Source organism: Salegentibacter tibetensis, assembly GCF_020164485.1.
GTDB lineage: Bacteria > Bacteroidota > Bacteroidia > Flavobacteriales > Flavobacteriaceae > Salegentibacter > Salegentibacter tibetensis.
On record NZ_JAIQZA010000039.1, the window covers coordinates 1 to 25,911 of the forward strand.

General features: G+C 37.4%; 26 protein-coding genes and 3 tRNA genes. 12 read left to right on the forward strand and 17 right to left on the reverse strand.

Going from position 1 to position 25,911, the window contains the following annotated elements:
• Positions 1 to 144: 144 nt before the first annotated feature.
• Complete coding sequence (locus LB467_RS15975; protein WP_224475057.1) at positions 145 to 669, reverse strand: OmpH family outer membrane protein; 525 nt, start codon at positions 667 to 669, stop codon at positions 145 to 147.
• Positions 670 to 730: 61 nt separating this feature from the next.
• Complete coding sequence (locus LB467_RS15980) at positions 731 to 1,186, reverse strand: SRPBCC family protein (protein ID WP_224475058.1); 456 nt, start codon at positions 1,184 to 1,186, stop codon at positions 731 to 733.
• A 195-nt stretch (positions 1,187 to 1,381) separates the two neighbouring features.
• Here LB467_RS15980 and LB467_RS15985 point away from each other — a divergent pair, with 195 nt between their 5' ends.
• From LB467_RS15985 to LB467_RS16010, 6 genes are all read left to right on the forward strand, one after another.
• Positions 1,382 to 2,248, forward strand: coding sequence for a peptidyl-prolyl cis-trans isomerase (locus LB467_RS15985; protein ID WP_224475059.1), 867 nt, complete (start codon positions 1,382 to 1,384; stop codon positions 2,246 to 2,248).
• Positions 2,211 to 3,668: a peptidylprolyl isomerase gene (locus LB467_RS15990; protein WP_224475060.1), complete on the forward strand. Its 1,458-nt coding sequence runs from the start codon at positions 2,211 to 2,213 to the stop codon at positions 3,666 to 3,668. The genes LB467_RS15985 and LB467_RS15990 overlap by 38 nt, the downstream gene beginning before the upstream one ends.
• Positions 3,669 to 3,678: 10 nt before the next feature.
• Complete coding sequence (locus LB467_RS15995; RefSeq protein WP_224475061.1) at positions 3,679 to 4,632, forward strand: AAA family ATPase; 954 nt, start codon at positions 3,679 to 3,681, stop codon at positions 4,630 to 4,632.
• Positions 4,632 to 4,949, forward strand: a complete 318-nt coding sequence (locus tag LB467_RS16000) for a PLDc N-terminal domain-containing protein (RefSeq protein ID WP_224475062.1) — start codon at positions 4,632 to 4,634, stop codon at positions 4,947 to 4,949. The genes LB467_RS15995 and LB467_RS16000 overlap by 1 nt, the downstream gene beginning before the upstream one ends.
• Before the next feature lie 257 nt (positions 4,950 to 5,206).
• Positions 5,207 to 7,474 carry an aconitate hydratase gene (locus LB467_RS16005; protein WP_224475063.1) on the forward strand — a complete coding sequence of 756 codons (2,268 nt, stop codon included), beginning with the start codon at positions 5,207 to 5,209 and terminating at the stop codon, positions 7,472 to 7,474.
• A gap of 212 nt (positions 7,475 to 7,686) precedes the next feature.
• Positions 7,687 to 8,250: a TlpA family protein disulfide reductase gene (locus LB467_RS16010; RefSeq protein WP_224475064.1), complete on the forward strand. Its 564-nt coding sequence runs from the start codon at positions 7,687 to 7,689 to the stop codon at positions 8,248 to 8,250.
• 98 nt (positions 8,251 to 8,348) lie between these two features.
• Here LB467_RS16010 and LB467_RS16015 read toward each other — a convergent pair whose 3' ends face one another.
• Positions 8,349 to 8,714: a hypothetical protein gene (locus LB467_RS16015; RefSeq protein ID WP_224475065.1), complete on the reverse strand. Its 366-nt coding sequence runs from the start codon at positions 8,712 to 8,714 to the stop codon at positions 8,349 to 8,351.
• 918 nt (positions 8,715 to 9,632) lie between these two features.
• Between LB467_RS16015 and LB467_RS16020 the strand changes: the two genes are divergently transcribed.
• On the forward strand, positions 9,633 to 10,382 hold the full coding sequence (locus tag LB467_RS16020; RefSeq protein ID WP_224475066.1) for an XRE family transcriptional regulator: 750 nt from the start codon (positions 9,633 to 9,635) through the stop codon (positions 10,380 to 10,382).
• Positions 10,383 to 10,448: 66 nt separating this feature from the next.
• Here the strand turns inward: LB467_RS16020 and LB467_RS16025 are convergent, their stop codons facing one another.
• The 5 genes from LB467_RS16025 to LB467_RS16045 are packed head-to-tail and all read right to left on the reverse strand — an operon-like array spanning position 10,449 to position 15,268.
• Positions 10,449 to 11,585 carry a lycopene cyclase family protein gene (locus tag LB467_RS16025; RefSeq protein ID WP_224475067.1) on the reverse strand — a complete coding sequence of 379 codons (1,137 nt, stop codon included), beginning with the start codon at positions 11,583 to 11,585 and terminating at the stop codon, positions 10,449 to 10,451.
• 27 nt (positions 11,586 to 11,612) lie between these two features.
• Complete coding sequence (locus LB467_RS16030; RefSeq protein WP_224475068.1) at positions 11,613 to 12,062, reverse strand: sterol desaturase family protein; 450 nt, start codon at positions 12,060 to 12,062, stop codon at positions 11,613 to 11,615.
• A 1-nt stretch (position 12,063) separates the two neighbouring features.
• Positions 12,064 to 12,903: a phytoene/squalene synthase family protein gene (locus LB467_RS16035; protein ID WP_224475069.1), complete on the reverse strand. Its 840-nt coding sequence runs from the start codon at positions 12,901 to 12,903 to the stop codon at positions 12,064 to 12,066.
• A 3-nt stretch (positions 12,904 to 12,906) separates the two neighbouring features.
• Positions 12,907 to 14,367, reverse strand: coding sequence for a phytoene desaturase family protein (locus LB467_RS16040; RefSeq protein ID WP_224475070.1), 1,461 nt, complete (start codon positions 14,365 to 14,367; stop codon positions 12,907 to 12,909).
• Positions 14,368 to 14,374: 7 nt separating this feature from the next.
• Positions 14,375 to 15,268, reverse strand: coding sequence for a MerR family transcriptional regulator (locus LB467_RS16045; RefSeq protein ID WP_224475071.1), 894 nt, complete (start codon positions 15,266 to 15,268; stop codon positions 14,375 to 14,377).
• Positions 15,269 to 15,372: 104 nt separating this feature from the next.
• Here LB467_RS16045 and LB467_RS16050 point away from each other — a divergent pair, with 104 nt between their 5' ends.
• Entirely contained in the window at positions 15,373 to 16,176 is an 804-nt protein-coding gene (locus tag LB467_RS16050; RefSeq protein ID WP_224475072.1) for an SDR family oxidoreductase, read from the forward strand.
• A 4-nt stretch (positions 16,177 to 16,180) separates the two neighbouring features.
• Complete coding sequence (locus tag LB467_RS16055) at positions 16,181 to 17,557, forward strand: aldehyde dehydrogenase (protein WP_224475073.1); 1,377 nt, start codon at positions 16,181 to 16,183, stop codon at positions 17,555 to 17,557.
• 11 nt (positions 17,558 to 17,568) lie between these two features.
• On the opposite strand, the gene LB467_RS16060 is transcribed toward LB467_RS16055, so the two are convergent.
• The 3 genes from LB467_RS16060 to LB467_RS16070 form a co-directional block, all read right to left on the reverse strand.
• Positions 17,569 to 17,652: transfer RNA gene (locus LB467_RS16060), tRNA-Leu, on the reverse strand.
• Between the two features lie 366 nt (positions 17,653 to 18,018).
• Positions 18,019 to 18,091: transfer RNA gene (locus tag LB467_RS16065), tRNA-Lys, on the reverse strand.
• 256 nt (positions 18,092 to 18,347) lie between these two features.
• Positions 18,348 to 18,420 (reverse strand) — tRNA-Lys (locus LB467_RS16070).
• 125 nt (positions 18,421 to 18,545) lie between these two features.
• Here LB467_RS16070 and LB467_RS16075 point away from each other — a divergent pair.
• A complete protein-coding gene (locus tag LB467_RS16075; protein ID WP_224475074.1) occupies positions 18,546 to 19,067 on the forward strand; it encodes a shikimate kinase in 522 nt (173 codons plus the stop codon).
• Here the strand turns inward: LB467_RS16075 and LB467_RS16080 are convergent.
• The 3 genes from LB467_RS16080 to LB467_RS16090 all read right to left on the reverse strand — a co-directional run bounded on the left by LB467_RS16080 (position 19,059) and on the right by LB467_RS16090 (position 20,652).
• Positions 19,059 to 19,559: a phosphoribosyltransferase family protein gene (locus tag LB467_RS16080; protein ID WP_224475075.1), complete on the reverse strand. Its 501-nt coding sequence runs from the start codon at positions 19,557 to 19,559 to the stop codon at positions 19,059 to 19,061. The two genes, LB467_RS16075 and LB467_RS16080, sit on opposite strands and share 9 nt — an antisense overlap.
• 108 nt (positions 19,560 to 19,667) lie before the next feature.
• Positions 19,668 to 20,273 carry a methyltransferase domain-containing protein gene (locus tag LB467_RS16085; RefSeq protein ID WP_224475076.1) on the reverse strand — a complete coding sequence of 202 codons (606 nt, stop codon included), beginning with the start codon at positions 20,271 to 20,273 and terminating at the stop codon, positions 19,668 to 19,670.
• Entirely contained in the window at positions 20,251 to 20,652 is a 402-nt protein-coding gene (locus LB467_RS16090) for an RNA-binding S4 domain-containing protein (protein ID WP_224475077.1), read from the reverse strand. The genes LB467_RS16085 and LB467_RS16090 overlap by 23 nt, the downstream gene beginning before the upstream one ends.
• 79 nt (positions 20,653 to 20,731) lie before the next feature.
• Here LB467_RS16090 and LB467_RS16095 point away from each other — a divergent pair, with 79 nt between their 5' ends.
• On the forward strand, positions 20,732 to 21,634 hold the full coding sequence (locus LB467_RS16095; protein WP_224475078.1) for an FKBP-type peptidyl-prolyl cis-trans isomerase: 903 nt from the start codon (positions 20,732 to 20,734) through the stop codon (positions 21,632 to 21,634).
• Positions 21,635 to 21,841: 207 nt separating this feature from the next.
• Here LB467_RS16095 and LB467_RS16100 read toward each other — a convergent pair whose 3' ends face one another.
• The 3 genes from LB467_RS16100 to LB467_RS16110 form a co-directional block, all read right to left on the reverse strand.
• Positions 21,842 to 22,441: an outer membrane beta-barrel protein gene (locus tag LB467_RS16100; RefSeq protein ID WP_224475079.1), complete on the reverse strand. Its 600-nt coding sequence runs from the start codon at positions 22,439 to 22,441 to the stop codon at positions 21,842 to 21,844.
• A gap of 122 nt (positions 22,442 to 22,563) precedes the next feature.
• Positions 22,564 to 23,517 (reverse strand): transketolase family protein, encoded by a 954-nt coding sequence (locus LB467_RS16105; protein ID WP_224475080.1) that lies wholly within the window; start codon positions 23,515 to 23,517, stop codon positions 22,564 to 22,566.
• A 144-nt stretch (positions 23,518 to 23,661) separates the two neighbouring features.
• On the reverse strand, positions 23,662 to 24,510 hold the full coding sequence (locus LB467_RS16110) for a transketolase (protein WP_224475081.1): 849 nt from the start codon (positions 24,508 to 24,510) through the stop codon (positions 23,662 to 23,664).
• A 268-nt stretch (positions 24,511 to 24,778) separates the two neighbouring features.
• Between LB467_RS16110 and tgt the strand changes: the two genes are divergently transcribed.
• Positions 24,779 to 25,909: a tRNA guanosine(34) transglycosylase Tgt gene (gene tgt, locus LB467_RS16115; RefSeq protein ID WP_224475082.1), complete on the forward strand. Its 1,131-nt coding sequence runs from the start codon at positions 24,779 to 24,781 to the stop codon at positions 25,907 to 25,909.
• Positions 25,910 to 25,911: the final 2 nt, after the last annotated feature.

Below are 25,911 nucleotides of genomic sequence, written 5' to 3' on the forward strand. Positions count from 1 at the left end.
GTTAATGAATATTTGGAGCACCATCGTCGAGATTCGAGTGATAACTCCAATTTCATATTGGAATAGCTTGGGGACTTTCAGTCCCTAGTAAAAAAACCTCTGCACTTTGAGTGCAGAGTGGTTTAGTACTATTTTCTATTAAAACTACTCTTCTGCGCTAGCAGCAGGAATTACAATTCCCATTTTATTCATTACTTTTTGAGTAATATCATATTCTTCGGCGGAAAAAGCAAGACTGTTTCCCCCGGCGTGAAGAATTTGGGTGAAACCTTCCTCCTGGATTACAGCACGCATTGCGGTATCAATCCTTTGGTAAAGTGGGTCGGTAAGTTCATTTCTGCGCATCTGCATCATTAGCTGGGCCCTTTGTCTATATTGCTTAATTTCGTTTTCCAACTCTATTATTTCAGATTCACTCTCCTGCCGGGCTTCGTTAGCGAGGCTTTCTGCATTGGCCTGATAGGTTTTTACCAGGCTATCATATTGCTGAACATTATTTTGGAAATCCTTTTGTAATTCCTGGTCATAAGCTTGCATCCCTGCATTTACTTCTTCCATTTCGGGCATTTGTGAGAGGATGTAATCGGTGTCTATAGTTCCTACTTTGGTTTGTGCACTTGCAAAAACGCTAAAACATAAAAAGGCTATCAATAAACTGCTTCGTATCATAATTAAATTGTTTTAGGCAAATATAATAGCAGCTTTTAATTATTCATATTAAATCTTAAAACTATTTCTCTCTTAAAACACTTTCGTTGTTTTCCACAAAATCTTTAAAATCTTTCATATACTGGTAGGATTGCTTTCTAAAGGCACCCGGTATAAAAATGCCCATTAATTTCATTAATCCACTAAACTTAAATTCGTTGCGCGAGATCCATAGAGTTTGATTTCCGGGAGTTTCTTCAAAAAAGTTTTCCTGAATATTATATACACCTTTAGCGGTGTAATTTGCGTGAAACTGTTCAGGAAGATCGTTTGTTATAATGGTTTCTTCCATTTCTATCTTTCGTTTTCCTATTTTATATTTCAGTTTATTCTTGGAGCCTTCTTCTCCCAAAATTCCGCTAATAGGGTTCATAGAGATAAATCCACGTTGCCAATGCTTGATGTTATCTGGATTACTATATTTCTCAATAACTTCGGTACGGGGCTTCGCTATCTTTATCTCACTGGTAAATTTCATGGTTTAGTTTTAATTTACCTAAAAGGTAATCTTCTTTCTTTTGCTTAAAGAATATATTTAGAATACTTTTTAGTGACCTGGAATCGTTTAGGTATAAGCTTGTAGAACCTACAATGAATTCTTATTTTTGCCCAAGTGCAAATTGCAGGCTGTTAGTCATTTAAGAATGGTATGTAAATTGCTATCTCAACATTGATGGATTTGAAGATATCACCTGTTTTTATATATACTTTGCTAGCCGGTTTTATGCTTGCAGGTTGTTCTTATTTTGAAAAAGAAGAAGATCGTAAAGTAGTGGTAAGGGTTAATGATTCCTATTTATATGAGGAAGATATTGATGCCTTAATAAACGAGAATACCTCTAAAGAAGACAGTACTATTATAGTTTCCAGTTATATTACGCGCTGGGCTACGCAGCAATTGCTTATAGATAGGGCGCAGTTAAACCTTCCTGAAAGTCAGCAAAAGGAATTCAGGGATCTTATAGAAAATTACAAAAACGAGCTTTATACCAGCGCATACAAAGATGCAGTAGTTGGCAGGCAGTTGGATAGCACCTTAACAGCCGAAGAAATGCAAACTTATTTTGAAGAAAATAAAGGCAACTTTAAGCTTACCGAAGATTTACTGAAATTAAGATATGTAAACCTGGCAGAGAATAACACCAATGTAAATGAAATAAAAGCTTACCTCAACCGCTTTAATGATAGAGATAAAGAGGAACTTGATAGGCTTTCACTTCAGTTTAAAAATTATTCTTTGAATGATTCGGTTTGGGTAAAATTAAAAACGGTTTACGATAAGATTCCTACCCTTTCTTCAAATCATAGAGATAAACTTTTAAACAAATCTAATTTTCTTCAGGTAGAAGATTCATTAGGTGTATATTTGATTTATATAAAGGATGTTTTAGAACGTGGGCAGGATGCTCCTTTTGAGTATGCTGCGCCTACCATAGAAAAGATTTTGCTTAATAAGCGAAAACTTAATTTAATAAAAGAACTGGAAAAAGATATTACAAAAGATGCAATTAAAAATGAACAATTTGAAATCTATAATTAAAACCACCGGCTTTATTATGGCCGTTTTATTTGGGTTTTCCGGTTATTCACAGGATGTGATTGTGACCGATAGTACTGCAATACAGCCCGAAGATGAGATCGCTCAAAATACCGTTGCCGAAGTGAGTAGCTCAGAGCGTAGAAAAGTAGACGGAATTGCGGCAGTAATTGGCGATTATATTATCCTTGATAGTGATGTAGATATGATGTATAAGGATATGCAAAGTCAGGGAATGTCTACAGCAGATGTTAACGATTGCCAGCTTGCAGGTTCTCTTATGGAAAACAAACTTTATGCGCATCATGCCATCCAGGATAGTATTATTATTATGGATGCTGAAGTTAATAACTATATTGATCAGCAAATTTCTGAAATGGTAAGGCAGGTAGGTTCTATTGAGAAAGTCCTGGAATTCTATAATAAAGAAAGTGAAGCTGAATTTAGAAGTGAATTGTTTGAGCTTAATAAAGAGCGCCAGTTGGCCAGCCGTATGCAGCAACGAATTATTGAAGCCGTAGAAATTACTCCGGAAGAAGTAAGGGCTTATTATGAAAGTATTCCCGAAGATGAGCGTCCGGTTTTTGGAGAAGAAGTAGAGCTTTCCCAAATTATAGTAGAGCCTGAAATTCCGGAAAGTGAAAAGAAAAAAGTAATAGATCGTTTAAACGATTTTAGAGCCGATGTTTTAGATAACGACGCTAGTTTTGCTACCAAGGCTGTACTTTATTCACAAGATCCCGGAAGTGCCCGGGAAGGTGGTAGAATTTCTCTTTCCAGAAAAGATAATTTTGTAAAAGAATTTAAGGATGTAGCCTTTTCCCTGCAGGCAGGGGAGGTAAGCGAACCATTTGAAACTGAATTTGGATACCACATTATCCAGGTAGATAGAATTAGAGGACAAAATGTAGATCTAAGACATATCCTGCTTATTCCAGATGTTACCAATGCCTCTGTTGCAGAAGCTAAAGCAAAAATAGACAGCATAAGAAAAAGGGTAGACGAAGGCGTTTTGGATTTCGCTGAAGCCGCACGCGAATTCTCGGATGAGGAAGAAACAAGGTCAGATGGCGGGAAATTAATTAATCCCAGAACCGGCGATACCCGTTTTGAACTTTCCAAGATAGATCCTAAATTATATGATGAGGTAGGTGATTTGCAGGAAGGTGAACTTTCTTTAAGAATGCGTGATCAGGATAGAACAGGACGTCCATTTTTTAAATTGATAAAAGTAAATAAAAGAATTCCTGAGCACGAAGCCAATTATGCTACAGATTTTACTAAGATTAAAGAACTTGCGCTACGTGATAAGCAGTTGGAAGTTATAGAAGAATGGCAGAAAGAAAAAATAGGGGATACCTATATTAAAGTGAACGGAAAGTTTAAAGACTGTGAGTATAGCAGTAACTGGTTAAAAAAATAGCATTTTATCAATGTCAGACGTTGCTCTTGTAGAAAAACTGGTAGTTAAACACCGGGATTTAAAGAAAGAAATTGCCAAAGTAATTATAGGGCAGGATGTGGTTGTAGACCAGATCCTGCTTTCTGTTTTTTCAGGGGGGCATTCGTTGCTGGTTGGGGTTCCCGGTCTGGCCAAAACCTTAATGGTAAATACCATTGCCCAGGCTTTAGGACTTGATTTTAAAAGAATACAGTTCACACCAGATCTTATGCCCAGTGATATTCTTGGGGCAGAGATACTGGACGAAAACAGAACTTTTAAATTTATAAAAGGCCCGGTTTTTTCAAACATAGTCCTTGCCGATGAAATTAACCGAACCCCACCAAAAACTCAGGCCGCTTTACTTGAAGCTATGCAGGAACGCTCTGTAACCGTAGCGGGACATAATTATCGCTTAGCGAATCCATATTTTGTACTGGCTACCCAAAACCCGATTGAGCAGGAGGGAACCTATCCCTTGCCTGAAGCTCAGCTTGACAGGTTTATGTTCTCTATTCTTTTGGAATATCCAAGTTTTCAGGAAGAAGTAGATGTGGTAAAAAGCACAACTTCAGATAAAACACCAAAAATAAATGCTTTGTTTTCTGCGGAAGAAATCGTAGAAATTCAGCAATTAATTCGCCGAATTCCTGTGGCCGATAATGTGGTGGAATATGCCGTTAGACTGGTAGGTAAAACCAGGCCCGATTCTGCTGAAGCTCCCAAATTTGTTAAGAATTACCTCGATTGGGGTGCAGGCCCAAGAGCATCACAAAATCTTATCCTGGCTGCCAAATCCCACGCAGCGGTAAATGGAAAATTCTCCCCTGATATTGAAGACGTGCAAGCCGTGGCTATTGGAATATTGAGACACAGAATCATTAAAAACTACAAGGCCGAAGCCGAAGGAGTCTCAGAAGAAAAAATTATCAGGGATCTTTACTAATGATACAAAGCTTCATTAAATATAGGATCTTAGTAAGTGTGCTTTTCTATATTTTATGGGGAAGCGATTTTTTTACCAATGTTTTAGATCTAGATAAAGAAGTAAGTAGTTTTCTAAACTGGACAGCCGTTGGGATTCTTTTTATATTCTGGTTATTTATACTTATAGATATGATTAAACAGAAAATTAAGAATAAAACCTTCTGGATCCTTTCTATGTTCTTTCTTCCTTTTTTCGCACCTGTGGTTTATTTATTCAGAAGAAAAAATTTGCTACATCTGGAAAATAATATGTTCAGGAATTCAAAAAGCTCTTAATTTCTGTTTCCTTATCAAGAATGGGTTTAAATTCTGGTTTCTTTTCCCTTACATACTGATTTTTCTGTAATTCACTTTCTTTAATTTGCGAAATTCATAATATTCAACCTTGTTATTATTTTTAGTTAAATTTTACCTACCATAAATTATGAAATGTAAAATTATTTTCATTAAATTTTGATAATCACCTCTTATTTTCAAAATCCGTTCGAAATCCTTAAATTTGCGAGACTTTTTTAGAACAAATACACAATAATATGGCATACGATATTGATATGATCAAGAAGGTTTACAGCCAAATGGCCGAACGTGTGAATACTGCACGTGAGGTGGTTGGAAAACCTTTAACCCTTTCAGAAAAAATCCTTTATTCACATTTATGGGATGGGGCGGCCAAAGAGGCCTACAAAAGAGGAAAAGACTATGTAGAATTTTCACCAGACAGGATTGCCTGCCAGGATGCAACTGCCCAAATGGCTTTGTTGCAATTTATGCAGGCCGGGAAAAAACAGGTTGCTGTACCAACAACGGTGCATTGTGATCATCTTATCCAGGCCAAAATGGGAGCAGCAATAGATTTGCAGGCTGCCAATAAATCAAGTAGCGAAGTTTTTGATTTTCTTGAATCTGTTTCTAATAAATACGGAATTGGTTTCTGGAAACCCGGTGCAGGGATTATTCACCAGGTTGTATTAGAAAACTACGCATTCCCTGGAGGAATGATGATTGGTACCGATTCTCACACGGTAAATGCCGGCGGACTTGGAATGGTTGCGATTGGTGTTGGTGGAGCTGATGCGGTAGATGTAATGGCCGGAATGCCGTGGGAACTTAAATTTCCAAAACTTATTGGGGTTAAACTAACCGGAAGCCTTTCCGGATGGACTGCCGCAAAAGATGTAATTTTAAAAGTAGCCGGAATCCTTACCGTAAAAGGTGGAACCGGAGCAATTATAGAATATTTTGGTGAAGGTGCCCGCTCTATGTCGGCTACCGGAAAAGGAACTATTTGTAATATGGGAGCTGAAGTTGGTGCAACCACTTCAACTTTTGGTTACGATGAGTCTATGGACCGTTACCTCCGCGCTACAAACCGTGCAGATGTTGCTGATGCTGCAAACCAGGTTAGCGAACACCTTACGGGAGATGACGAGGTTTACGCAAACCCAGAGCAGTATTTTGATGAACTAATTGAGATTAACCTCTCTGAGTTAAAACCTCACTTGAATGGACCGTTTACTCCAGATTTGGCGACTCCTATTTCTGAAATGGGCGCTAAAGCAAAAGAGAATGATTGGCCAATTAATGTAGATTGGGGGTTAATAGGTTCCTGTACCAACTCTTCTTACGAAGATCTTACCCGTGCGGCATCAATCGCCAAACAAGCGGTAGATAAAAAGGTAAAAGCGAAATCTGATTTTGGTATTAACCCTGGGTCAGAAACAATTCGTTATACAGCAGAACGTGATGGATTACTTCAAATTTTTGAAGATCTTGACGCAACTATTTTCACGAATGCCTGTGGGCCTTGTATCGGTCAGTGGGATCGTAGCGATAGAAAAGGTGAGGAAAAAAATACCATTGTACATTCCTTTAACCGAAACTTCTCTAAACGTGCCGATGGTAACCCAAATACACACGCTTTTGTAGGTTCTCCAGAAATGGTAGCTGCAATCGCAATTTCAGGTCGTTTAGATTTTGATCCTACCCGTGATAAATTGATGAACGAGGATGGCGAAGAAGTAATGTTAGATGAACCAACAGGAATTGAATTGCCAACCAAAGGTTTTGCAGTTGAAGATCCTGGATATATCGCGCCAAACGAGGATGGAGCAACTGTAGAAGTGAAAGTAGCTGAAGATAGTGAAAGACTTCAATTATTAACTCCTTTTGAGCCTTGGGACGGTAAAAACCTTACCGGAGCTAAATTGCTTATTAAAGCTTTTGGTAAATGTACTACAGACCATATTTCTATGGCAGGGCCGTGGTTACGTTACAGAGGTCACTTAGATAATATTTCTAATAACTGTCTTATTGGAGCGATTAACGCCTTCAACAAAAAGACAAACTTTGTAAAAAGCCAGATTAACGGTGAGTACGATGGTGTTCCGGCTGTACAGCGTAAATATAAAAAAGAAGGTGTTCCAACCGTAGTGGTGGGAGATCATAACTATGGTGAAGGTTCTTCAAGAGAGCACGCGGCTATGGAGCCTCGTCACCTTGGAGTGAAAGTGGTACTGGTAAAATCTTTTGCTCGTATTCACGAAACCAATCTTAAGAAACAAGGTATGTTAGGATTGACTTTTGATAATGAGGCTGATTATGACCTTATTCAGGAAGACGATACTTTCAACTTTATAGATCTTGAGGATTTTGCTCCAGACAAGCAAATTACCGTAGAGATTGTTCATGCTGATGGTAGTAAAGACACTATTAAGACAAACCATACTTATAACCAACCTCAAATTGAGTGGTATAAACATGGTTCTGCTTTAAATTTAATTAAGAAGCAAAACGCTGCTTAATTTAGTTTAGAGAATAATTTATAGAGGCTGATTAATTTTGATCGTCCCGTCATTCTGAACTTGCTTCAGAATCTAAAATTCTTAGGAGTTAGACCTTGAAACAAGTTCAGGGTGACGCGGTGAAAAATCAATTTTAATCAGCCTCTTTTTTATGCTTAAAATCCAGATGTTAAGTACCTTTGTTTTCTACGTCTAAGTATTAAAATTCAGTAATGAAAAAATTTTTCAGTAACCAGTGGACCAACATAATATTTATTGTTTTAATCCTTATTTTGATCATCCCGCAAACCCGCAAACCCATTCAGATTGTGGTAAACAAGGTTTTTGCGTTTAGCCCTTCTGTGACCGATGAAGAAGACAGGAAAGTACTGGAAAGTTATAGCTGGATACTTGAAACTGAATCGGGTAAAAAAATTGATTTTGCTGAATCTAAAGGAAAAGTGATCATCGTGAATTACTGGGCTACCTGGTGCCCTCCCTGCATTGCTGAAATGCCAAGTTTCCAGGAACTTTATGCCGATTATAAGGACGATGTGGAATTTTATTTTATTTCGGGCGAAGACCACGAAACAACCAACAATTTCTTGAAGCGAAAAGGCTATAATTTTTCGAGTTACAGGATGCTTTCTGAAGATCCAAAACCTTTAGATGGTTATACTTTGCCCTCTACTTACGTTATTGATAAAAACGGAACTATTGTGGTGGATAAAAAAGGCGCAGCCGATTGGAATAGCCAGAACTTTAGAAATTTGTTGAGCCAGCTTTTATTAGAATAAAAAAACGAGATTTTACTTTGAAATTTGGGCATAAAAAAACCTCGAAGATAACTTCGAGGTTTGGACCGACTGTTAATGCCCCAATCGTTAACAGCCAGTCATAAATCTTCCATCAAATAATTTTCAATTTTTTCTTTCTGCTCAAGCAACAGGTCGGTAATGTTGTGCGGAAGGTTTTCGGTATATAACAAATTGTAGTATTGCCCAACATTCTCTAGTTCATTATTATAGCATTTGTCCCATTCACCTGGCTTGATGGAGAAAAGATCCTGGAGAAAAGTGTCCATTTTCACAAAAGACAGTAAGCAAGAAATACCGGCCTGGTTAAGGGGGCACTTCTTATTTTCAAAATAAGAACCGTCTATACATTCCCCCAACTCAAGTTTTATACTTTCACGTAAACCCTTTCTCAGAGTAATATTTTTTTTCTTCAAAACCTCCCCAGTGGTTTCAGACGTGGCCATAAGGGAAGAATAGGTTTCCAACAAATTAGTGTTTGTTATATAAAGTCGGAGAATTCGAAGGTAAAAGGTCGTGTAAATCAAATATTTATATTTCTGGTTGGTTAATAATAATCGAATGTAACCCGTCTTATAGGCGCAGAGATTATAGATACTAGATTAACATCCATTTAACTCATCAACCTTCATCTTTATTATATATAATTATAATAAATCATGATTTCCTAAAATTTTTATAATATTTCATTATCAAAATATACCAAGATAGTTTTAAAAGATGATTAGCTTGTCTCAATAGAAAAAGGATTAAGGTGCTTAGAAAAAGCAACTCACCATAATAAGTATACGTAGCCAAAAAGCTTTTTATCTGCAGGCTGAAGATTTACTCATTCAAAATTTCAATTGATAAATTTCTGATTGAATAACTTCTTAATTAAGAAAATCCCGAAATAAGTCTTTAAGTTTTCGAGTTGGGTAATACAAAAAAAACCCGAAGAAAACTTCGAGGTTTTGACCGACTGTTAATGCCCCAATCGTTAACAGTCAGTCCTAAATCTTCAATCACAAGATTTTCAATTTTTCAGCAAACCTTTCGCATTGCAATCGTGCTATTCTTAAAAACCTCACACGTGCTTTTAGACCTGTAGGAAGGTTGAGCAGGTTTCTAACAAATTTTTCTTTGATAAGGAAAGCCGGAGGGTTCGAAGGTAAAAGGTATTGGAAATCAAGTATTAAATATTTTTGGTTGGTTTAATAACAATTGAATGTAGCCCGATTTCTAAAGCTGATAGTTTTTAATGATAAATTAACATACAATTAACTGCAAAGCCTTTAATAATATTACGATTAGTTATAAAAATTTATGATATACTAAATTTTTATAATTTTGAATTATTATAATTTATCAAGTTATTTTTAAGAATGAAAGAGGTTGTCGGAATAGGAAAAAGGATTAAAGCCTTACGAAAAAAGCACAAATTATCACAGGATTACGTAGCTAAGAAGCTTTTTATCTCGCAGGCGGCATATTCCCTTATAGAAAATTCCCAAAATGGTATCGCGATAGGGCATATTATTAATTTAAGTAAACTTTATAAAGTAACTACCGATTTTATTCTTAAGGGGGAGAAGTTATTAGTTGAAATTTCACCGAACAATGGTTTTATACCGTTGGTAAAAGATATGGCTCACGCAGGTTTTATAAAAAATTTTAAGGAACAACACTCTTATGAAGAGTATGAATGGTATCGTATTCCCGGATTTAACCCTTCCCTGGACCAAAGCCTTTTTGAGGTGGAAGGCGAAAGTATGTCTCCCACGCTTTTGCCCCGGGACATTGTAGTTTGCCAAAAACAGAAAATAGATAAAGTTATTGATGGAGCTATTGTGCTTATAATCACAAAAACTAAAACTACAATCAAGAGATTGCGTTTAGATGGTAATCACGATTATTTGCTGGTAGAAAGTGATAACCCCCAGGAAGAAGGAGTGCAGAAAGTAAAAAAAGAGGATATTAAGCAACTTTTGGTAGTGCTTGGCAAAATAAGTAGTAGCCTGGTTCCCCATCATCAGATTGTTTCCACCGGAAAAATAAAGGGCTTGGAAGAATCTGTTGACCATTTAAAACGGGAACTGTATTCTATAAATAAAAAGCTTAATAGTATAAAGTAATAATAATTTTATCTTTTGTTCAGGAAAAGTGTCATTTTTGGTATCTATTACACTAGAACCTATGATTTAAAAGGCTTTCCTGAAAAAGGATATCACAAAGTCGATACTGTAAAGCGATAGCATAATCTTTAGGTCTTCTGAAACTGAAGTTTCTTCGTCTAAATACCTGAAAATTTCCTGTGGGGTATTTTTAGTGTAGAACTTAGTAAAGATATCCTCTCCCTTTTGATTATTCTGAGCGAGCACATCCAGAAATATAGCATCATATTTTCTGAACTTATTATTGATTAAATGCTCTCCGGGTAATTTCCCACTTTTAATATTTTCTATAATCTGGTTGATACGTTTCTCGGTATTTTTAAAAGAATAACCTGTTGAAGGTTTAACCCAACCACCACCTGTTCCTATTTTGGTAACCTGCCTGGTATTTGCTTTGTCAAAAGGAAAATCGGTCATAGGGATTACCCCGGTTTCAGTGCTTTTAATTTGAAAATCTTTTGTCTTCAAAATCTTTTCAAAGTACTTCTGAAGCATTTCGTCATAGACTTTATCTTCAGTTAAAAAGGGAGAGAAAAATGTATATTCAACTAAAGCTTTGTTTTTGGTAAACGGGAGAATATAGGTGAAAGCAGTTGCGTCTGGATACCTAATTCGATAATCCATCATCGTAAAAGAATCTGGCGTAAAGATTGGTTTTTCGGTTTCTACTTCCCAGCCTTTAAAATGCTGAAAAATAGTGGTGTGTTTTTTACTTTCAAGGTAAGTAGGATCTATTCTGCTGTCAAAGAAATGCGTTGCACCATAAGACTTTTTTCGGCCTTTGGCCTTCATCGTAACAGGATCTATTTTTTGAATCTCATCAGTAATAAATTCAATGTCCCCAGATTCTTCTATTTCTTCCTGCAGTTTTTGATGATAATCTGCCGCCTTTATCATCTTATAGGAATAAGGAGAAAGTTGCAAATCTATGTTTTTTTCAGAAGAAATAAATTTCCCTTTGTTCCAGGATTTAGTAAGTAGATCGTCCCATTTGCCTTTGCCTTTTTCCCAGAAACACCAGGTTTTAACCGGCAACGAAAAATCGGAATCTATTATGGCGATCTTTTTACCTTTAAAAAAAACATCCCGGCTAAGTTGCCGGGCGAGTTGGAGACCTGCAAGTCCCCCACCAATAATTACATAAAAATATCTGGGACCTAACATAGGCTTATAAAACGGGGCTTTATCATTCTATTTTTTAAAGTACTTGAAAGGTACGAATAACATTCCAAAACATTCGCCATCGTCTTTTCCAAGATGCTTATGGTGCATCTTATGTGCCCTTCTTATGCCTTTTGCAAATCGGTTATTTGCATTCCTGAAAATTTTAAACCGCTGATGGATAAAAATATCATGTACCGTGAAATAAGTAATTCCGTAAGCTAAAATTCCTAATCCAATAGGTAAACCAACCCAAACATCTTCATAACGCCAAAGCAGGAAAAAACCAATACTTACCAGGGCGTAAAATATAAAGAACAGGTCGTTACGCTCCCACCAGTGGCTGTGGTCTTTGTGGTGGTGATCTTTGTGCAGTTTCCAGAGAAGTCCGTGCATTATATACTTATGGGTAAACCAGGCCATTCCTTCCATACCTGCGAAGGTGCCCAGAAAAACCAGTATCCATAATAAAATATCCATATTATATAAGTTTTAATCTATAAGAAATGTACGATTTAGCCAGAAGCCCTGCTTTTTGATAATCTGGGACTCTAATCCTGCTGTTTCTAATTTCCAAAGATGGTACTTTCTTGAGTTTATGTAATAATTTTCTATAATAAATATAAGCGGTGTAAACACCAAATTTAGCTTCTACCGGTAAATGTGCAATTCCGCTTAGTCCCTGTTTAAAATCTTCTTCAATCTCTGCTATAATTCTCTGTTTACTAGCTTCATCTAATTCAGCCAGATTAGTTCCGGGAAAATAACTTCGGCTAAGATCTTCAAAATCGGCTTTTAAGTCCCTTAAAAAATTCACCTTTTGAAAAGCAGAACCTAAACTCATTGCCGATTGCTTTAGTGATTCATATTTTTCGCTATCTCCATTCACAAAAACTTTTAAACACATAAGACCAACCACATCTGCGCTTCCGTAGATATATTCTTTGTATTCGGCTACACTAAGATAGTCAGATTTATACAAATCCAGCCGCATACTTTTCATAAAAGCACGATAAAGTGATTCGTCTATTTCATACTTATGAACGGTTTCCTGAAAAGCATTTAAAATAGGATTTAAACTAATTTTATCTTCGATTGCCTTATAAAGATCTACCTCAAAATCGTTAAAAAGCTTTTCTTTGTCGTAATGGTGAAAAGTGTCTACAATTTCATCGGCAAAGCGCACAAAGCCATAAATGTTGTAAATATCCTGACGAATAGTGGGGGCGAGCATCCTTGTTGCGGTAGAGAACGAGGTGCTATAATGATGAGTAACAGTTTTACTACAAGCCCGTGAAACGTTATCAAAAATGGCTTTCATAATCTAATTTTCTTTTTGAATTAATCCGGCGGCGAGCTTTCCTGAAATCAGGGATGGCGGAACCCCGGGACCGGGTACACTTAGTTGCCCGGTAAAAAATAATCTATGAACTTTTTTGCTCTTCAATTTAGGTCTTAAAAATGCAGTTTGCAAGAGGGTATTTGCCAGCCCATAAGCATTACCCTTGTATGAGTTGTATTCTTCTTTAAAATCTTTTACGCAAAAGGATTCTTTAAAAAGAAGATGGTCGGTTACGTTTTGATTGGTCAAACTTTCAAAACGGGTGATAATTTTCTGAAAATATTTCTCTCTAATTTCCGGCGTATCTTCTACATCTGGAGCCAGCGGAATTAAAAATATACCGGCTTCCTTGCCATTTGGTGCCGCAGCATCGTCGGTAATAGAAGGAAAGCTTGCATAAAATAGCGGGTTTTCCGGCCACTCGGCATCATCGTAAATTGCTTTGGCGTGTTTCTCAAAATCGGTGTCAAAAAATAGGGTGTGATGAGTTACATTTTCGAGTTTTTTGTCAAAACCTGCAAAAAATAATAGGGCAGAAGGGGCAAAGGTCTTCTTTCGCCAGTAAGATTCTTTATACTGCCTTTTATATTCCGGTAATAAAGTTTCGGTGTGGTGATAATCGGCACCGCTAAGAATGTAATCGGCTTCTATTTTTTTTCCATTTACCTGCATTCCGGTTGCGGTGTCATGTTCAACAAAAATTTCAGAAACAGGCGCGTTGGTATTGATCTTTATACCTAAAGATTTTGCAAGGCTTTCCATTCCCTCAATTACCTTATACATTCCGCCTTTTGGATGCCAGGTTCCAAGGCCGAAATCGGCATAGTTCATAAAACTGTAAAAAGCTGGTGTATTACTGGCTTTAGCACCAAGAAATAAAACCGGAAATTCAAGAATTTGAATTAGCTTTTTGTTGGTGAATTCTTTCCTGACTTCTTTTGAAATCGTGCTAAAGAACTGTCCAATTTTTCCAGCGGTGGTTGGGGTTACCAACTCTAATGGAGAAACACCCGGGCGATATACCAAATCTTTTATTGCGATATCATAATTATTCTTGGCTTCCTCTATAAACTGTTTTAGTTTTTTTGAACTGCCGGGTTCTTCGGTTTCAAAGGCATCACAAATTTTATCTAAGCTGTCTTCTATGGTGATACTGTCTTCTTTTCCGAAGAAAACCTTATAAGCCGGACTCAATTTTTCCAACTCATAATAATCTGAAGGTTTTTTACCGAAATCGGCGAAAAAACGTTCAAAAACATCAGGCATCCAGTACCAGGTGGGACCTATATCAAAACAAAATCCGTCTTTTTTTAGTTGACGTGCACGCCCACCAATATTGGCATTTTTTTCAAAAATTTCTATTTCATAGCCATCCTTTGCCAGGTAGCAGGCAGCGGCAAGGGAAGCGAATCCGGAACCAATTATAGCTACTTTCTTCTTCATAATACTTTTAAAGATTATCTATAAATTGGTTTAAACTCGTATGGGTTTTTACAAAAGCAGGAAGATCCTTATTGTGAACTTCCCTTATTTTATGACCAAAAAGCAATAACTCATAGGTTTTCTTCTCACAAACCTGCTCGTTGAATTGAGTGATGAAATCTTCAACATCACCGGGAGCGGTTGTAAAATAACTTACAAAATTAATATTGTCATGACGCTCTAATAAATAACCAAGATCGGTTAAGGGCAGGCTTGGACCGAGATAAATCGCCTTGTTTCCGTGATATAAAAGTTCGTAGTACAAGTAAATAATCCCGATATCGTGAATTTCGTTTTCAGGTAGAAAGAGCACATATAATTTATCTGAAGTGGGGTTAATTTCTCTTTTTATTTCAGCAAGATTAAAATATAGCTTTTGTTTAATGAGATCTACTATATAGTGCTCGTGAATTGGCTTAATAGTATCGGTTTGCCAAAGCATACCAATTTGTTCCAATAAGGGAAGAAAAACCTGCTGAAAAATCTGGCGGAAACTTTTATCCTTTCGCAAAGTTTCATAAGTGGTATTGAAAAGGTCTTCATCAAAATTCATCATAGCAAGTTTGAATGAATTTTGAGCCCGGTTCTCCTTGCTGGCACTGGCAGAGATGCCTCGCACCATTTTAGAAATTTCCTCATCATTCAACTTAGAAATTCTGGAGATCTTATAGCCATGTTCGTTTAAAAAAGCGACGTTTAAAATCTTTTGGAGGTTAGTACTGTCGTATGTCCTTATATTTGTTGAGGTGCGGTCGGGATTTAAGATATTATATCTTTTTTCCCAAATTCTTATGGTGTGAGCCTTGATCCCGCTTAAATTTTCAAGGTCTTTTATGCTGAAATTTTGCTTAATTAGTTCCATATTGTGTTTAAGATAGTCAAATCTAAATAAAATTGAACATTAAACAGTTTATGAAAGTGTTAAAATGTTTAAGTGTTTAGTTAAAAAGTTAAACAGATAGTTTTATGACCAAAATTTCTTCTAAACTTGTGCTAATTACAGGAGGGGCATCTGGTATTGGTACAATTATGGGCCGTGAAGTATTAAGACGCGGTAGCAAATTGGTAATCTGGGATGTAAACAAACTTAATTTACACCAAACCCTCGAGGAGTTTAAACAAATTGGAGAAGTTTACGGTTATACTGTAGATATCACGAATACAGTTTGGGTAAAGGAAATGGCTAGACAGCTTGAGAAAGAAATTGGTCCGGTTGATATTTTAATCAATAATGCCGGAATTGTCTACGGAGGTTATTTTCACGAAAATTCTTCAGAAAAAATAGATAAAACTATGAAAGTAAATGCGATAGCCCCAATGCAACTTGCCTTAACTTTTTTACCCGGTATGATGAAAAGAAAACAAGGGCATATTTGCAATATCACATCTTCAGCAGGTTTGGTCTCCAATCCTAAAATGTCTGTTTACGCCGGAAGCAAATGGGCGGCTACAGGTTGGTCTGATAGTTTACGACTTGAGATGAAACAGCTTAAAACCGGAGTTGGTGTTACTACGGTTACTCCTTATTATATAAACACGGGAATGTTTGATGAAGTAAAATCCAATATTCCTATTCTGGATCAATTTAAAGTGGCTAGAAAAATTATTAGAGCGATAGAATCGAATAGGATCTATTTAAGTATGCCGTGGAGTATGCGGTTTGTAAGATTCTCGCAAGGACTTTTCCCTATTTGGTTTTACGATTGGTTTGTGGGAAGGCTAATTGGAGTTTATAAAACAATGGACGATTTTAAGGGCCGAAAAAAATAAAATTATGATTGAAACTTCAGCAAAAACAATTTCCGAAACTTATAAGACTCAAAGAAGCTTCTTTGCCTCTCAGGAAACCAAAAGTATTTCCTTCAGGCTTCAACAGTTAAAGACGCTTAAAAAGGCTATTCAGCAATATGAGGATAAGGTGAATGAAGCTTTATGGCAGGACTTGCATAAATCTAAGGAAGAAGCTTTTCTTACAGAAACCAGTTTGCTTATTGAAGAGATAGATTATCATCTTAAAAACCTTAAAAGCTGGGCAAAGCCTAAGAAAGTCGGGACTCCTTTACAAATTAAACCTTCCCGCTCAAAAATATATTATGAACCGCTTGGGATAGGTTTGATAATCGCACCGTGGAATTACCCGTTTCAACTAACAATAAATCCTTTGATTGGTGCGATTTCTGCCGGATGTTGTGCTGTTTTAAAACCTTCACCAGATACGCCAAATGTAGCGAGGGTAATTGAAGATTTGATTTCAGAATATTTTCCTTCAGAATATATAGCGGTAATTCAGGGCGGAAAAGAAGCGAACCAGGAATTGTTTAAATTTCCATTCGATATTATGTTTTTCACCGGTAGCCCGGGTGTGGGTAAGATTGTAATGAAGGCCGCCGCCGAACATTTGAGTAGGGTTGTATTGGAGCTGGGAGGTAAAAGCCCGTGTATTGTAGATGAGAATGCGAACTTAAAAATCGCCGGAAAACGTATTGCCTGGGGTAAAATAATAAATGCGGGGCAAACCTGCATTGCGCCCGATTATTTGCTAGTTCATAAAGCGGTTAAAAATGAATTGCTGGCTGAAATCACTAAAGCTTTTGAAGAAATGCTTGGGGAAGATATTGAGAGTAGCAGTCATTACGGTCGAATTGTAAATCCAGCTGCGATGAATCGTTTAATGAAATATTTGGATGGAGATGTTTATTATGGCGGTAAGGTAAACCTGGAAGAAAGATATATCGAACCAACGATTTTAAATAATGTGCATCGTGAAGATAAAATTATGCAGGAGGAAATTTTCGGACCAATTCTACCGGTAATGGAATTTGGAGAAATAAATGAAGCCTTGTCTTATATTAATAAGAATGAAAAACCCCTGGCGCTTTATTATTTTGGAAAAAATAAATCGGCTGATAAAGTTTTGCTGGAAACAAGTTCGGGTGGTGCCTGCATAAACGATACGCTTTTGCACGTGGCTAACCATAAATTGCCTTTTGGAGGCGTAGGAAATAGCGGAATGGGGAAATATCACGGTAAAGAGAGTTTCCTTGCTTTCACACATGAAAGGGGAGTGGTGAATTCAACTACAAAACTTGATATACCTTTAAAATATCCGCCTTATAATTTTTTTGGTTTAATAAAGAAAATAGTGGGGTAGTAATTTGAAAGTGCCCGGAGCGGGAGTCGAACCCGCACGCCCTAATGGACACATGGCCCTCAACCATGCCTGTCTACCAGTTCCAGCACCCGGGCTTAAAACAAGTCTGGAAATAGTAAATTTCCAAGGGCTGTAGCAAGAAAATTGAATTCAATTATAAGAATTCTGAACTTAAAAATGTGATTTGGCTGCCCGCCCGGATGAACTATCCGTTCGGACGGGAATCCCTTCGACTTCGCCAAATGGCTCCGCTCAGGATAAACTTCTCGCCCAACATAATCTGAACTTTAAAATGTGATCTGGCTGGGGCTTCCCGAAACTTCACTTCGTTCCGTTCGGGACAAGCTTCTCGCACAACAAAATCTGAACTTTAAATGTGATCTGGCTGGGGCTTTCCGATATTTCGCTAACGCTTCAATCGGAATAAACTTCTCGCCCAACATAATCTGAACTTTAAAATGTGATCTGGCTGGGGCTCGAACCCAGGACCCTCTCCTTAAAAGGGAGATGCTCTACCAACTGAGCTACCAGATCGTTTCAATACTTCAAAAAAATAATTCTTATTATTAAGAATTCCGAACTTAAAAAAGTAATCTGGCTGCCCGCCAGGATGAATCATCCGTTCGGACGGGGGGCTCCCTTCGACTTCGCCAAATGGCTCCGCTCAGGATAAACTTCTCGCCCAACAAAATCTGAACTTTCAATGTGATCTGGCTGGGGTTTTCCGATATTTCGCTAACGCTTCAATCGGAATAAACTTCTCGCCCAACAAAATCTGAACTTTAAAATGTGATCTGGCTGGGGCTCGAACCCAGGACCCTCTCCTTAAAAGGGAGATGCTCTACCAACTGAGCTACCAGATCAATAAAAAGCATCCGTCGTTTTGCGAATGCGGGTGCAAATATACATTCATTAATTTATTTTTCAAGCCTAAATTGAGATAAATTTATATTAGATTTGAATGCTCCTAATAATAAGTACTTTAACAATGAAAATATTTCTAACGGGCTATATGGGCTCGGGTAAGTCTGTAGTAGGTAATATTCTTGCTAAAAAACTGAATTACAAATATGTAGACCTCGATGATCAAATAGAAGTGATCCAGGGGAAAAGCATCAACGATATTTTTGAGGATAAGGGCGAACTCTATTTTAGAAAGCTCGAATCGCAAATTCTGGAGGATATTTTAGAAGATAATTCAGAAATGATCATTTCTTTGGGTGGTGGGACACCTTGTTATGGAAATAATTTCGAGCGAATTTGTGAACAGAGGGATACCAAAACCGTTTATTTAAAAGCTTCCATCCAAACGCTAACCGATCGACTTTTTACTGAAAAAATTCATCGACCGGTGATTTCCCATTTGGAGACCCGCGAGGCTCTGGAAGAGTTTATCAGAAAGCATCTTTTTGAGCGTGCCTATTATTACAGTCAATCAGACATCACAGTAAATGTAGATGAGAAAAAGCCAGGATATATTGCCGATCAAATTATAGAAAAGCTACAATAATTCGGCCTTAAAATTTTTGGATTCAAAAGAAACCTTTACCATTTCGTTTAAAGAAGTTGAAAGGGAAATTCCCTTAAAATCGGCTTTCACTGGATATTTTTTGTGATTCCTATCAACAAGTACCGCGGTTTTAAACTGTTTAAGGGGCACATTTAAAAAATGTCTTACGCCATAAATTAAAGTAGTTCCCGAGTTTAACACATCATCCACAAGAATTACCGATTTATCCTGATAGACTTTCGGTTCAAGCGAGGTGGTGATTTGTTCTAAGGGATTTTTCTTATTTACGTGAACTTCACATAACTGAATTTTAAGCGGCGAAATAAGCTCTAAAGCTTCCTTTAAATGGGATGCTAATTGATAGCCTTTATTAGCAATTCCGGCCAGGATAATTTCCTTTTCATCAATATTGCTTTCGTAAACCTGGTAGGCTATACGTTTAATTTTATGCTGAATTTGTTCGTGATTTAAAATAAGTACACGTTCTTTCATCTGTTTATAATTTTAAACCCAATATGGGAATTCATTACCGGTACCTAATTATCCCCTCCCGAATTGGTCTGGATAAGTTGTGTGGTACCAATTTTTTTACGTCCAGGATTATACTGGTTTCTTTCGAAACTTAAAAAATAATTCATTTCCCTGCCTTGGTTTGATAGAATTGTAACAGGGTTCTAAAATTTCTATCTTAAAATATGGACTAAAATACATTAAATATTCTTCTTTGCTTCCGCCAAAGGGTGGTCCATTTTCTGTAAGTGGGAAATTAAAAAGCAAGCCGCTTAGCAAGGCATTTCTTTTTAAAATTTCAGCCGATTTTTTAGCGTAATCCTGTCTGGAACTTACCGGAAGCGCGCAAAAGAATGTTTGTTCTAAGATAAGATCAAAATGATCTTCGATATCAAAGAAATCAATATGTAATAACTGCTCTTCGGGAAAATCGGTCACACGGGATTTTAGATTCTTCAGCGGCTTTTCACTAATATCAGCAACATAAACATTTTTAAATCCGTTTTGAAATAAATATTCGGCTTCGTAAGCATTTCCGGCACCGGGAATTAATATTTTGAATTTTTTATCTTTAAGCTGATCTATATAAGCTTTGATTGGGGCAGAAATTTCTCCAATATCCCATCCCGTTTCGTTCTGCTCATAGCGTTGCGACCAGAATTCCGGAGAAAAACTATACTTCTTTGTCTTTTTCATCGGGATTAGGATCTGTATTTTCAAACCAATCGTCTATATCGCGACGATCTTTTTTGGTAGGTCTTCCGGCACCTTTTTTACGATAATAATCTTTAGAATATTTTAAAAGCTCTAGTTTTTCAAAAGCCTCTTTAGGCGTTACATCAACAATATAAAGGTTTACCAGTTTTGCGCCCACCCGGCTGGGAGGTAGGTCTATGACTTCTATTTCATAATCTATCTGGTTTTTTCTCACTTTAAGCTTATCGGCCGGGAAAATTTCTTTAGACGGTTTTACACTGGTGCCATCCATCTTCACTTTTCCCTGCTTGCATGCGTTGGTGGCAATGCTTCGGGTTTTAAAATATCTTACGCACCATAAAAACTTGTCAACTCTCATAAAATCTATCCTTTAAAACTCCGTTAATCCTTAACAAAAATACAAGAATATTGTATCTTGCGCGCCAAAAATAGAGACAATGCGATTAAACAAATTTTTTATTTTAAGCCTTATTTCGGCTTTAACCTTAATTTCCTGTGGGGATGATGATAACGGAAATGTTCCGCAATTTGAGGAAAGAGACCCCGAGGAACAGGCTTTGACTGATGCAGATTCTATAAATAATTTCCTGGATACCCATTTTTACAATTATGAGGAGTTTGAAAATCCTTCTGATGATTTTGATTATATGGTTAGAATAGATTCTATAGCTGGAGATAATGCTGATAAAACACCGCTTTCTGAAGAAGAAAATCTTATGATGAAAACTGTGGTTAGAAATGATATAGAGTATAATATGTACGTACTTAAAGTAAGAGAGGGGGAAGGGCAACAACCTAAATTCACCGATTCTACTTTGGTTAGTTATCGTGGGGAATTATTAAATCTTAATGCATTTGATAATGCAAACACACCGGTTTGGTTTGATCTTACCACACTTATTAAAGGCTTTTCAGAAGGAATTATAGAGTTTAAAGGAGCTACTGGCTATAAAGTTAATCCTGATAACACTGTTGATTTTAATGATGACTACGGAATTGGAGCCCTGATTTTTCCTTCAGGCCTGGGATATTTTTCCAGCTCTCAAACAAGTATCCCGCCTTATAGCCCCTTAATTTTTCACGTGAAATTATTCCGTGTAAATGAAGCCGATCATGATGGTGATGGTATTCCCAGCTGGATGGAAGATCTAAATGGAAATGGAAATATTATGGACGATGATACCGATGGTGACGGAACTCCTAATTTTGCTGATGCTGATGATGATGGTGACGGAACACCAACCCGGGAGGAAATAATTATTAATGAAGATGGTAGTATTGAATTCCCTGATTCTAACGGAAATGGTATCCCGGACTATTTAGATCCTGATACTTTTTAATAAGTAGGAGCTTAAGTAATTAAATAAAAAAGAGCTTAAGTAAAAAGATTTTCTTCGTCAAGCTGAACTAGTTTCAGGATCTAAGTTGCTTTAAAGCAACTTAGATCCTGAAGCGAGTTCAGGATGACGTTTAAGTTAACTTTTTACTTAACCTCTTCCTTTTTCTAATAAGCAGAATAGCACTTTCCTGTTTTGTTACTTTTAAATCTAAAAAGCATAAGACAAACTCAAAATCCATTGAGATGGTCTTGAATCTATTTTGAAATTTTCCTGGGCTGTATCTGTTGCTCCAAAAGCGGTATTTTCAGTAAACGCGCCTTCATATCTTACATCGAAGCCTAATCGGCCAAGATTTATACCTGCTCCCACCTGGTAACCTACGGTGATATCTTTTTCAACATCGCCAATTTCCAGGGTGGTATTCTCTAATTCGTTATTGATGATATATTGAAAAGAAGGTCCTGCTTTAATATTAAGAGGTCCAAAAACATTTACACCGACCAAAATAGGGGCGTCAATTTTATCAATTTTATAATTGAAATTTTCATATTCGGTGTTCAGGCGGGTGAACATTAATTCTGGTTGAAGAAAAATTCCCACAATTTCAAACCGGCTGAAAAGCCCTATGTGATAACCAGATTTCTCTTTTCCTTCTATAATTTCCCCTAAATCGTTAGCAGCACTTTCTCTTTCAAGATCACCAGTAGCCCCATAGTTGAAACCACCTTTAATTCCAAAATCTGCTTCCTGCGCCATAAGCCCTAAAGAGGAAAACAGAAAAACAGCGATAAACATTAATTTCTTCATAATAGATTATTTTATTGTTAGGTTGTCATAACGCACAAATAGTGCCTATTATTTTTAGTAAAATAAAAAAAGCCTTTAAGAATCTTGTTCTCAAAGGCTTTAAAGATAATTAAAAAGATGTTTTATTTTCTCTTTAATACTTTTTCTGTGGCCTTAATAATTGCTTCCGCATTAAGTCCGTATTTATCCATTAATTGATCTGGTGTTCCGCTTTCGCCAAAAGTATCCTGGGTCGCCACAAATTCTTGTGGTGCAGGATTATTTTCAGCTAATGTGCGAGCCACGCTTTCTCCTAGTCCGCCAAGGAAATTGTGTTCTTCAGCAGTTACCACACAGCCGGTTTTCTTAACCGACTTGATAATTGCTGCTGCATCCAGGGGTTTAATTGTGTGGATATTAATTACATCGGCACTAATTCCTTTTTCCGAAAGCTTCTGTGCAGCCTGAATCGCTTCCCAAACTAAATGTCCGGTAGCGATGATGGTTACGTCTTCACCTTCATATAATCTCACTGCTTTCCCGATTTCAAATTTCTGATCTTCTGCAGTGAAATTGGCCACTTTTGGTCTTCCAAATCGAAGGTAAACCGGCCCATCGTGCTCGGCAATTGCTAAAGTAGCTGCTTTGGTCTGGTTAAAATCGCAGGTATTTATAACCGTCATTCCGGGTAACATTTTCATAAGACCAATGTCTTCCAGGATCTGGTGAGTTGCCCCATCTTCTCCCAAAGTCACGCCCGAATGCGAAGCACAAATCTTTACGTTTTTCCCCGAATAAGCGATAGATTGACGAATCTGGTCATAAACTCTTCCGGTAGCAAAATTGGCAAAAGTTCCCGCGAAAGGAATTTTTCCGCCAATAGTGAGTCCGGCAGCTATTCCCATCATATTCGCTTCAGCAATTCCTACCTGGAAGAAACGTTCTGGATTTTCATCTATAAAATCCTGCATTTTTAACGATCCTACAAGGTCGGCACAAAGTGCTACCACATTAGGATTCGTTCTGCCAAGTTCAGTAAGGCCTTCCCCAAAACCGGAGCGGGTATCTTTTTTTCCTGTATCTGTATATGTTTTCATTCTCTTATTGTCTTTGTCATTTCCGCAACGGCGGAAATCTATTTTACTCGATAATCGAGATTAAATGCTTCGAGGTTCGCCTCGAAATTCAAAAATTATTTCCTCTCTGAATACCTCGAGAGTTTGCTCCCAGGTAGCTTGTTTTTAATAATCTCCTAAAGTTTCAGGATTTTGTGAAAGCGCGGTTTCCAACTGCTCATCGTTAGGCGCTTTTCCGTGCCAGGCGTGGGTGTGCATCATAAAATCTACGCCATTACCCATTACTGTAGTCATTAACACACAAACCGGTTTTCCTTTTCCGGTACGCGATTTGGCTTCATTCAAACCATCAAGTACCTGTTGCATATCATTACCATCTTCAATCTCCATTACATCCCAGCCAAAAGCTTCAAATTTAGCTCTCATATTACCCATGGGTAGAACGGTTTCTGTGCTCCCGTCTATTTGCTGGCCGTTAAGATCTACAGTTGCGATTAGGTTATCAACTTTATTTCCGGCAGCATACATAATGGCTTCCCAGTTTTGACCTTCTTGTAACTCTCCATCTCCGTGAAGGGAAAATACCAGATGATTGTCCTTATTCAGCTTTTTTGCTTGTGCGGCACCAAGAGCTACAGACATTCCCTGGCCAAGTGAACCCGATGCTACACGAATACCCGGAAGGCCTTCATGAGTTGTCGGATGCCCCTGTAACCTGGAATCTATAAGGCGAAAAGTATTAAGTTCGTCTACAGGGAAATAACCGCTACGGGCTAAAACACTGTAAAAAACCGGTGATATATGGCCATTAGAAAGGAAGAAAAGATCTTCTTCTTTTCCGTCCATATTAAATTCAGGCTTATGTTCCATAACTCCGCCCTGGTACAAAGCGGTAAAAAACTCTGTACAGCCCAGTGAACCTCCGGGGTGTCCCGAGTTCACTTTGTGGACCTGCCTTAAAATATCCCGGCGAACCTGGGTAGCAAAATCTTCTAATTCTTTGATCTTTGACATTAAAGTAAAATTGTGTTGTTAAAATAATAGTTGCAAAAATAGGTTTTTATAAAGCTTTGTCAAAGTGCTTGCCTGTCAGTTATTAAGAAATCTAATGAAGTAACTAACATTTTCCTTTTTTTAACTTCTTTTATTTGATTTTTACTCGATAATCGAGATTTAAATGCTCCGAGGTTTGCCTCGAAATCAAAAAAAAATATTTTAATGCCTCTTGAGTTTGCCAAAAGGTAGTGTACTTGAGTATCTTTGCACTCACTTAAAAAGCACTATGAAATTTGATTTGTTGAGTACCGATGCCGGTAGTAAAGCCCGTGCCGGGACCATTACAACCGATCACGGTAAGATTGAAACTCCTATTTTTATGCCTGTTGGGACAGTGGCTTCGGTTAAAGGAGTACACCAGCGGGAACTTAAAGAAGAAATTAATCCCGATATTATCTTAGGAAACACCTATCACCTTTATTTACGTCCACAAACCAAAATTCTTAAGAAAGCTGGCGGGTTACATAAATTTATGAACTGGGACCGTAATATTTTAACCGATAGTGGTGGCTACCAGGTGTATTCACTTTCGGACCGGAGAAAAATTAAAGAGGAAGGTGTAAAGTTTAAATCCCATATAGATGGTTCTTACCATGTTTTTACTCCGGAAAATGTAATGGAAATTCAACGTGCTATTGGTGCCGATATCATTATGGCTTTTGACGAATGTACGCCATATCCCTGCGATTATAAATACGCCAAACGTTCTATGCATATGACGCATAGATGGTTGGATAGGTGCGTAAGCCATTTGGATAAAATAGATCCTTTGTATGGATTCAATCAAACGCTTTTTCCAATAGTTCAGGGGAGTACTTATAAGGATTTAAGAAAACAATCTGCCGAATATATCGCTTCAGTTGGCGCTGAAGGCAATGCGATTGGCGGACTTTCAGTAGGAGAGCCAGCCGATGAAATGTACGCGATGACAGAAGTTGTCACCGAGATTCTTCCAGAGGATAAGCCGCGATACTTAATGGGCGTAGGAACTCCTATTAATATTCTGGAAAATATCGCCTTGGGTATAGATATGTTCGATTGTGTAATGCCAACCAGAAATGCCCGTAACGGGATGCTTTTTACAGCGCACGGTACGATTAATATCAAGAATAAAAAGTGGGAAGACGATTTCTCTCCTATAGATGAAATGGCAATCACTTTTGTAGATACCGAATACAGTAAAGCCTATGTAAGACATTTATTTAGTGTGAATGAACTTCTCGGCAAGCAAATTGCTACCATTCATAATCTCGGGTTTTATATGTGGTTGGTGCGTGAAGCTAGAAAACATATCTTAGCCGGGGATTTTGCAAGCTGGAAAAGTATGATGGTAAAACAAATGGACAAAAGACTTTAGAC

Coding starts and splice junctions, on each gene's coding strand:
- LB467_RS16010 (WP_224475064.1), top strand. CDS start 7,687: ATGAAAAAATTTTTCAGTAACCAGTGGACCAACATAATATTTATTGTT.
- LB467_RS16045 (WP_224475071.1), bottom strand. CDS start 15,268: ATGGAACTAATTAAGCAAAATTTCAGCATAAAAGACCTTGAAAATTTA.
- LB467_RS16055 (WP_224475073.1), top strand. CDS start 16,181: ATGATTGAAACTTCAGCAAAAACAATTTCCGAAACTTATAAGACTCAA.
- LB467_RS16050 (WP_224475072.1), top strand. CDS start 15,373: ATGACCAAAATTTCTTCTAAACTTGTGCTAATTACAGGAGGGGCATCT.
- LB467_RS16025 (WP_224475067.1), bottom strand. CDS start 11,585: ATGTTAGGTCCCAGATATTTTTATGTAATTATTGGTGGGGGACTTGCA.
- LB467_RS16110 (WP_224475081.1), bottom strand. CDS start 24,510: ATGTCAAAGATCAAAGAATTAGAAGATTTTGCTACCCAGGTTCGCCGG.
- LB467_RS15975 (WP_224475057.1), bottom strand. CDS start 669: ATGATACGAAGCAGTTTATTGATAGCCTTTTTATGTTTTAGCGTTTTT.
- LB467_RS16020 (WP_224475066.1), top strand. CDS start 9,633: ATGAAAGAGGTTGTCGGAATAGGAAAAAGGATTAAAGCCTTACGAAAA.
- LB467_RS16005 (WP_224475063.1), top strand. CDS start 5,207: ATGGCATACGATATTGATATGATCAAGAAGGTTTACAGCCAAATGGCC.
- LB467_RS16000 (WP_224475062.1), top strand. CDS start 4,632: ATGATACAAAGCTTCATTAAATATAGGATCTTAGTAAGTGTGCTTTTC.
- tgt (WP_224475082.1), top strand. CDS start 24,779: ATGAAATTTGATTTGTTGAGTACCGATGCCGGTAGTAAAGCCCGTGCC.
- LB467_RS16035 (WP_224475069.1), bottom strand. CDS start 12,903: ATGAAAGCCATTTTTGATAACGTTTCACGGGCTTGTAGTAAAACTGTT.
- LB467_RS16085 (WP_224475076.1), bottom strand. CDS start 20,273: ATGAAAAAGACAAAGAAGTATAGTTTTTCTCCGGAATTCTGGTCGCAA.
- LB467_RS15990 (WP_224475060.1), top strand. CDS start 2,211: ATGCAATTAAAAATGAACAATTTGAAATCTATAATTAAAACCACCGGC.
- LB467_RS16015 (WP_224475065.1), bottom strand. CDS start 8,714: ATGGCCACGTCTGAAACCACTGGGGAGGTTTTGAAGAAAAAAAATATT.
- LB467_RS15985 (WP_224475059.1), top strand. CDS start 1,382: ATGGATTTGAAGATATCACCTGTTTTTATATATACTTTGCTAGCCGGT.
- LB467_RS16040 (WP_224475070.1), bottom strand. CDS start 14,367: ATGAAGAAGAAAGTAGCTATAATTGGTTCCGGATTCGCTTCCCTTGCC.
- LB467_RS16100 (WP_224475079.1), bottom strand. CDS start 22,441: ATGAAGAAATTAATGTTTATCGCTGTTTTTCTGTTTTCCTCTTTAGGG.
- LB467_RS16075 (WP_224475074.1), top strand. CDS start 18,546: ATGAAAATATTTCTAACGGGCTATATGGGCTCGGGTAAGTCTGTAGTA.
- LB467_RS16080 (WP_224475075.1), bottom strand. CDS start 19,559: ATGAAAGAACGTGTACTTATTTTAAATCACGAACAAATTCAGCATAAA.
- LB467_RS16030 (WP_224475068.1), bottom strand. CDS start 12,062: ATGGATATTTTATTATGGATACTGGTTTTTCTGGGCACCTTCGCAGGT.
- LB467_RS15980 (WP_224475058.1), bottom strand. CDS start 1,186: ATGAAATTTACCAGTGAGATAAAGATAGCGAAGCCCCGTACCGAAGTT.
- LB467_RS16105 (WP_224475080.1), bottom strand. CDS start 23,517: ATGAAAACATATACAGATACAGGAAAAAAAGATACCCGCTCCGGTTTT.
- LB467_RS16095 (WP_224475078.1), top strand. CDS start 20,732: ATGCGATTAAACAAATTTTTTATTTTAAGCCTTATTTCGGCTTTAACC.
- LB467_RS15995 (WP_224475061.1), top strand. CDS start 3,679: ATGTCAGACGTTGCTCTTGTAGAAAAACTGGTAGTTAAACACCGGGAT.
- LB467_RS16090 (WP_224475077.1), bottom strand. CDS start 20,652: ATGAGAGTTGACAAGTTTTTATGGTGCGTAAGATATTTTAAAACCCGA.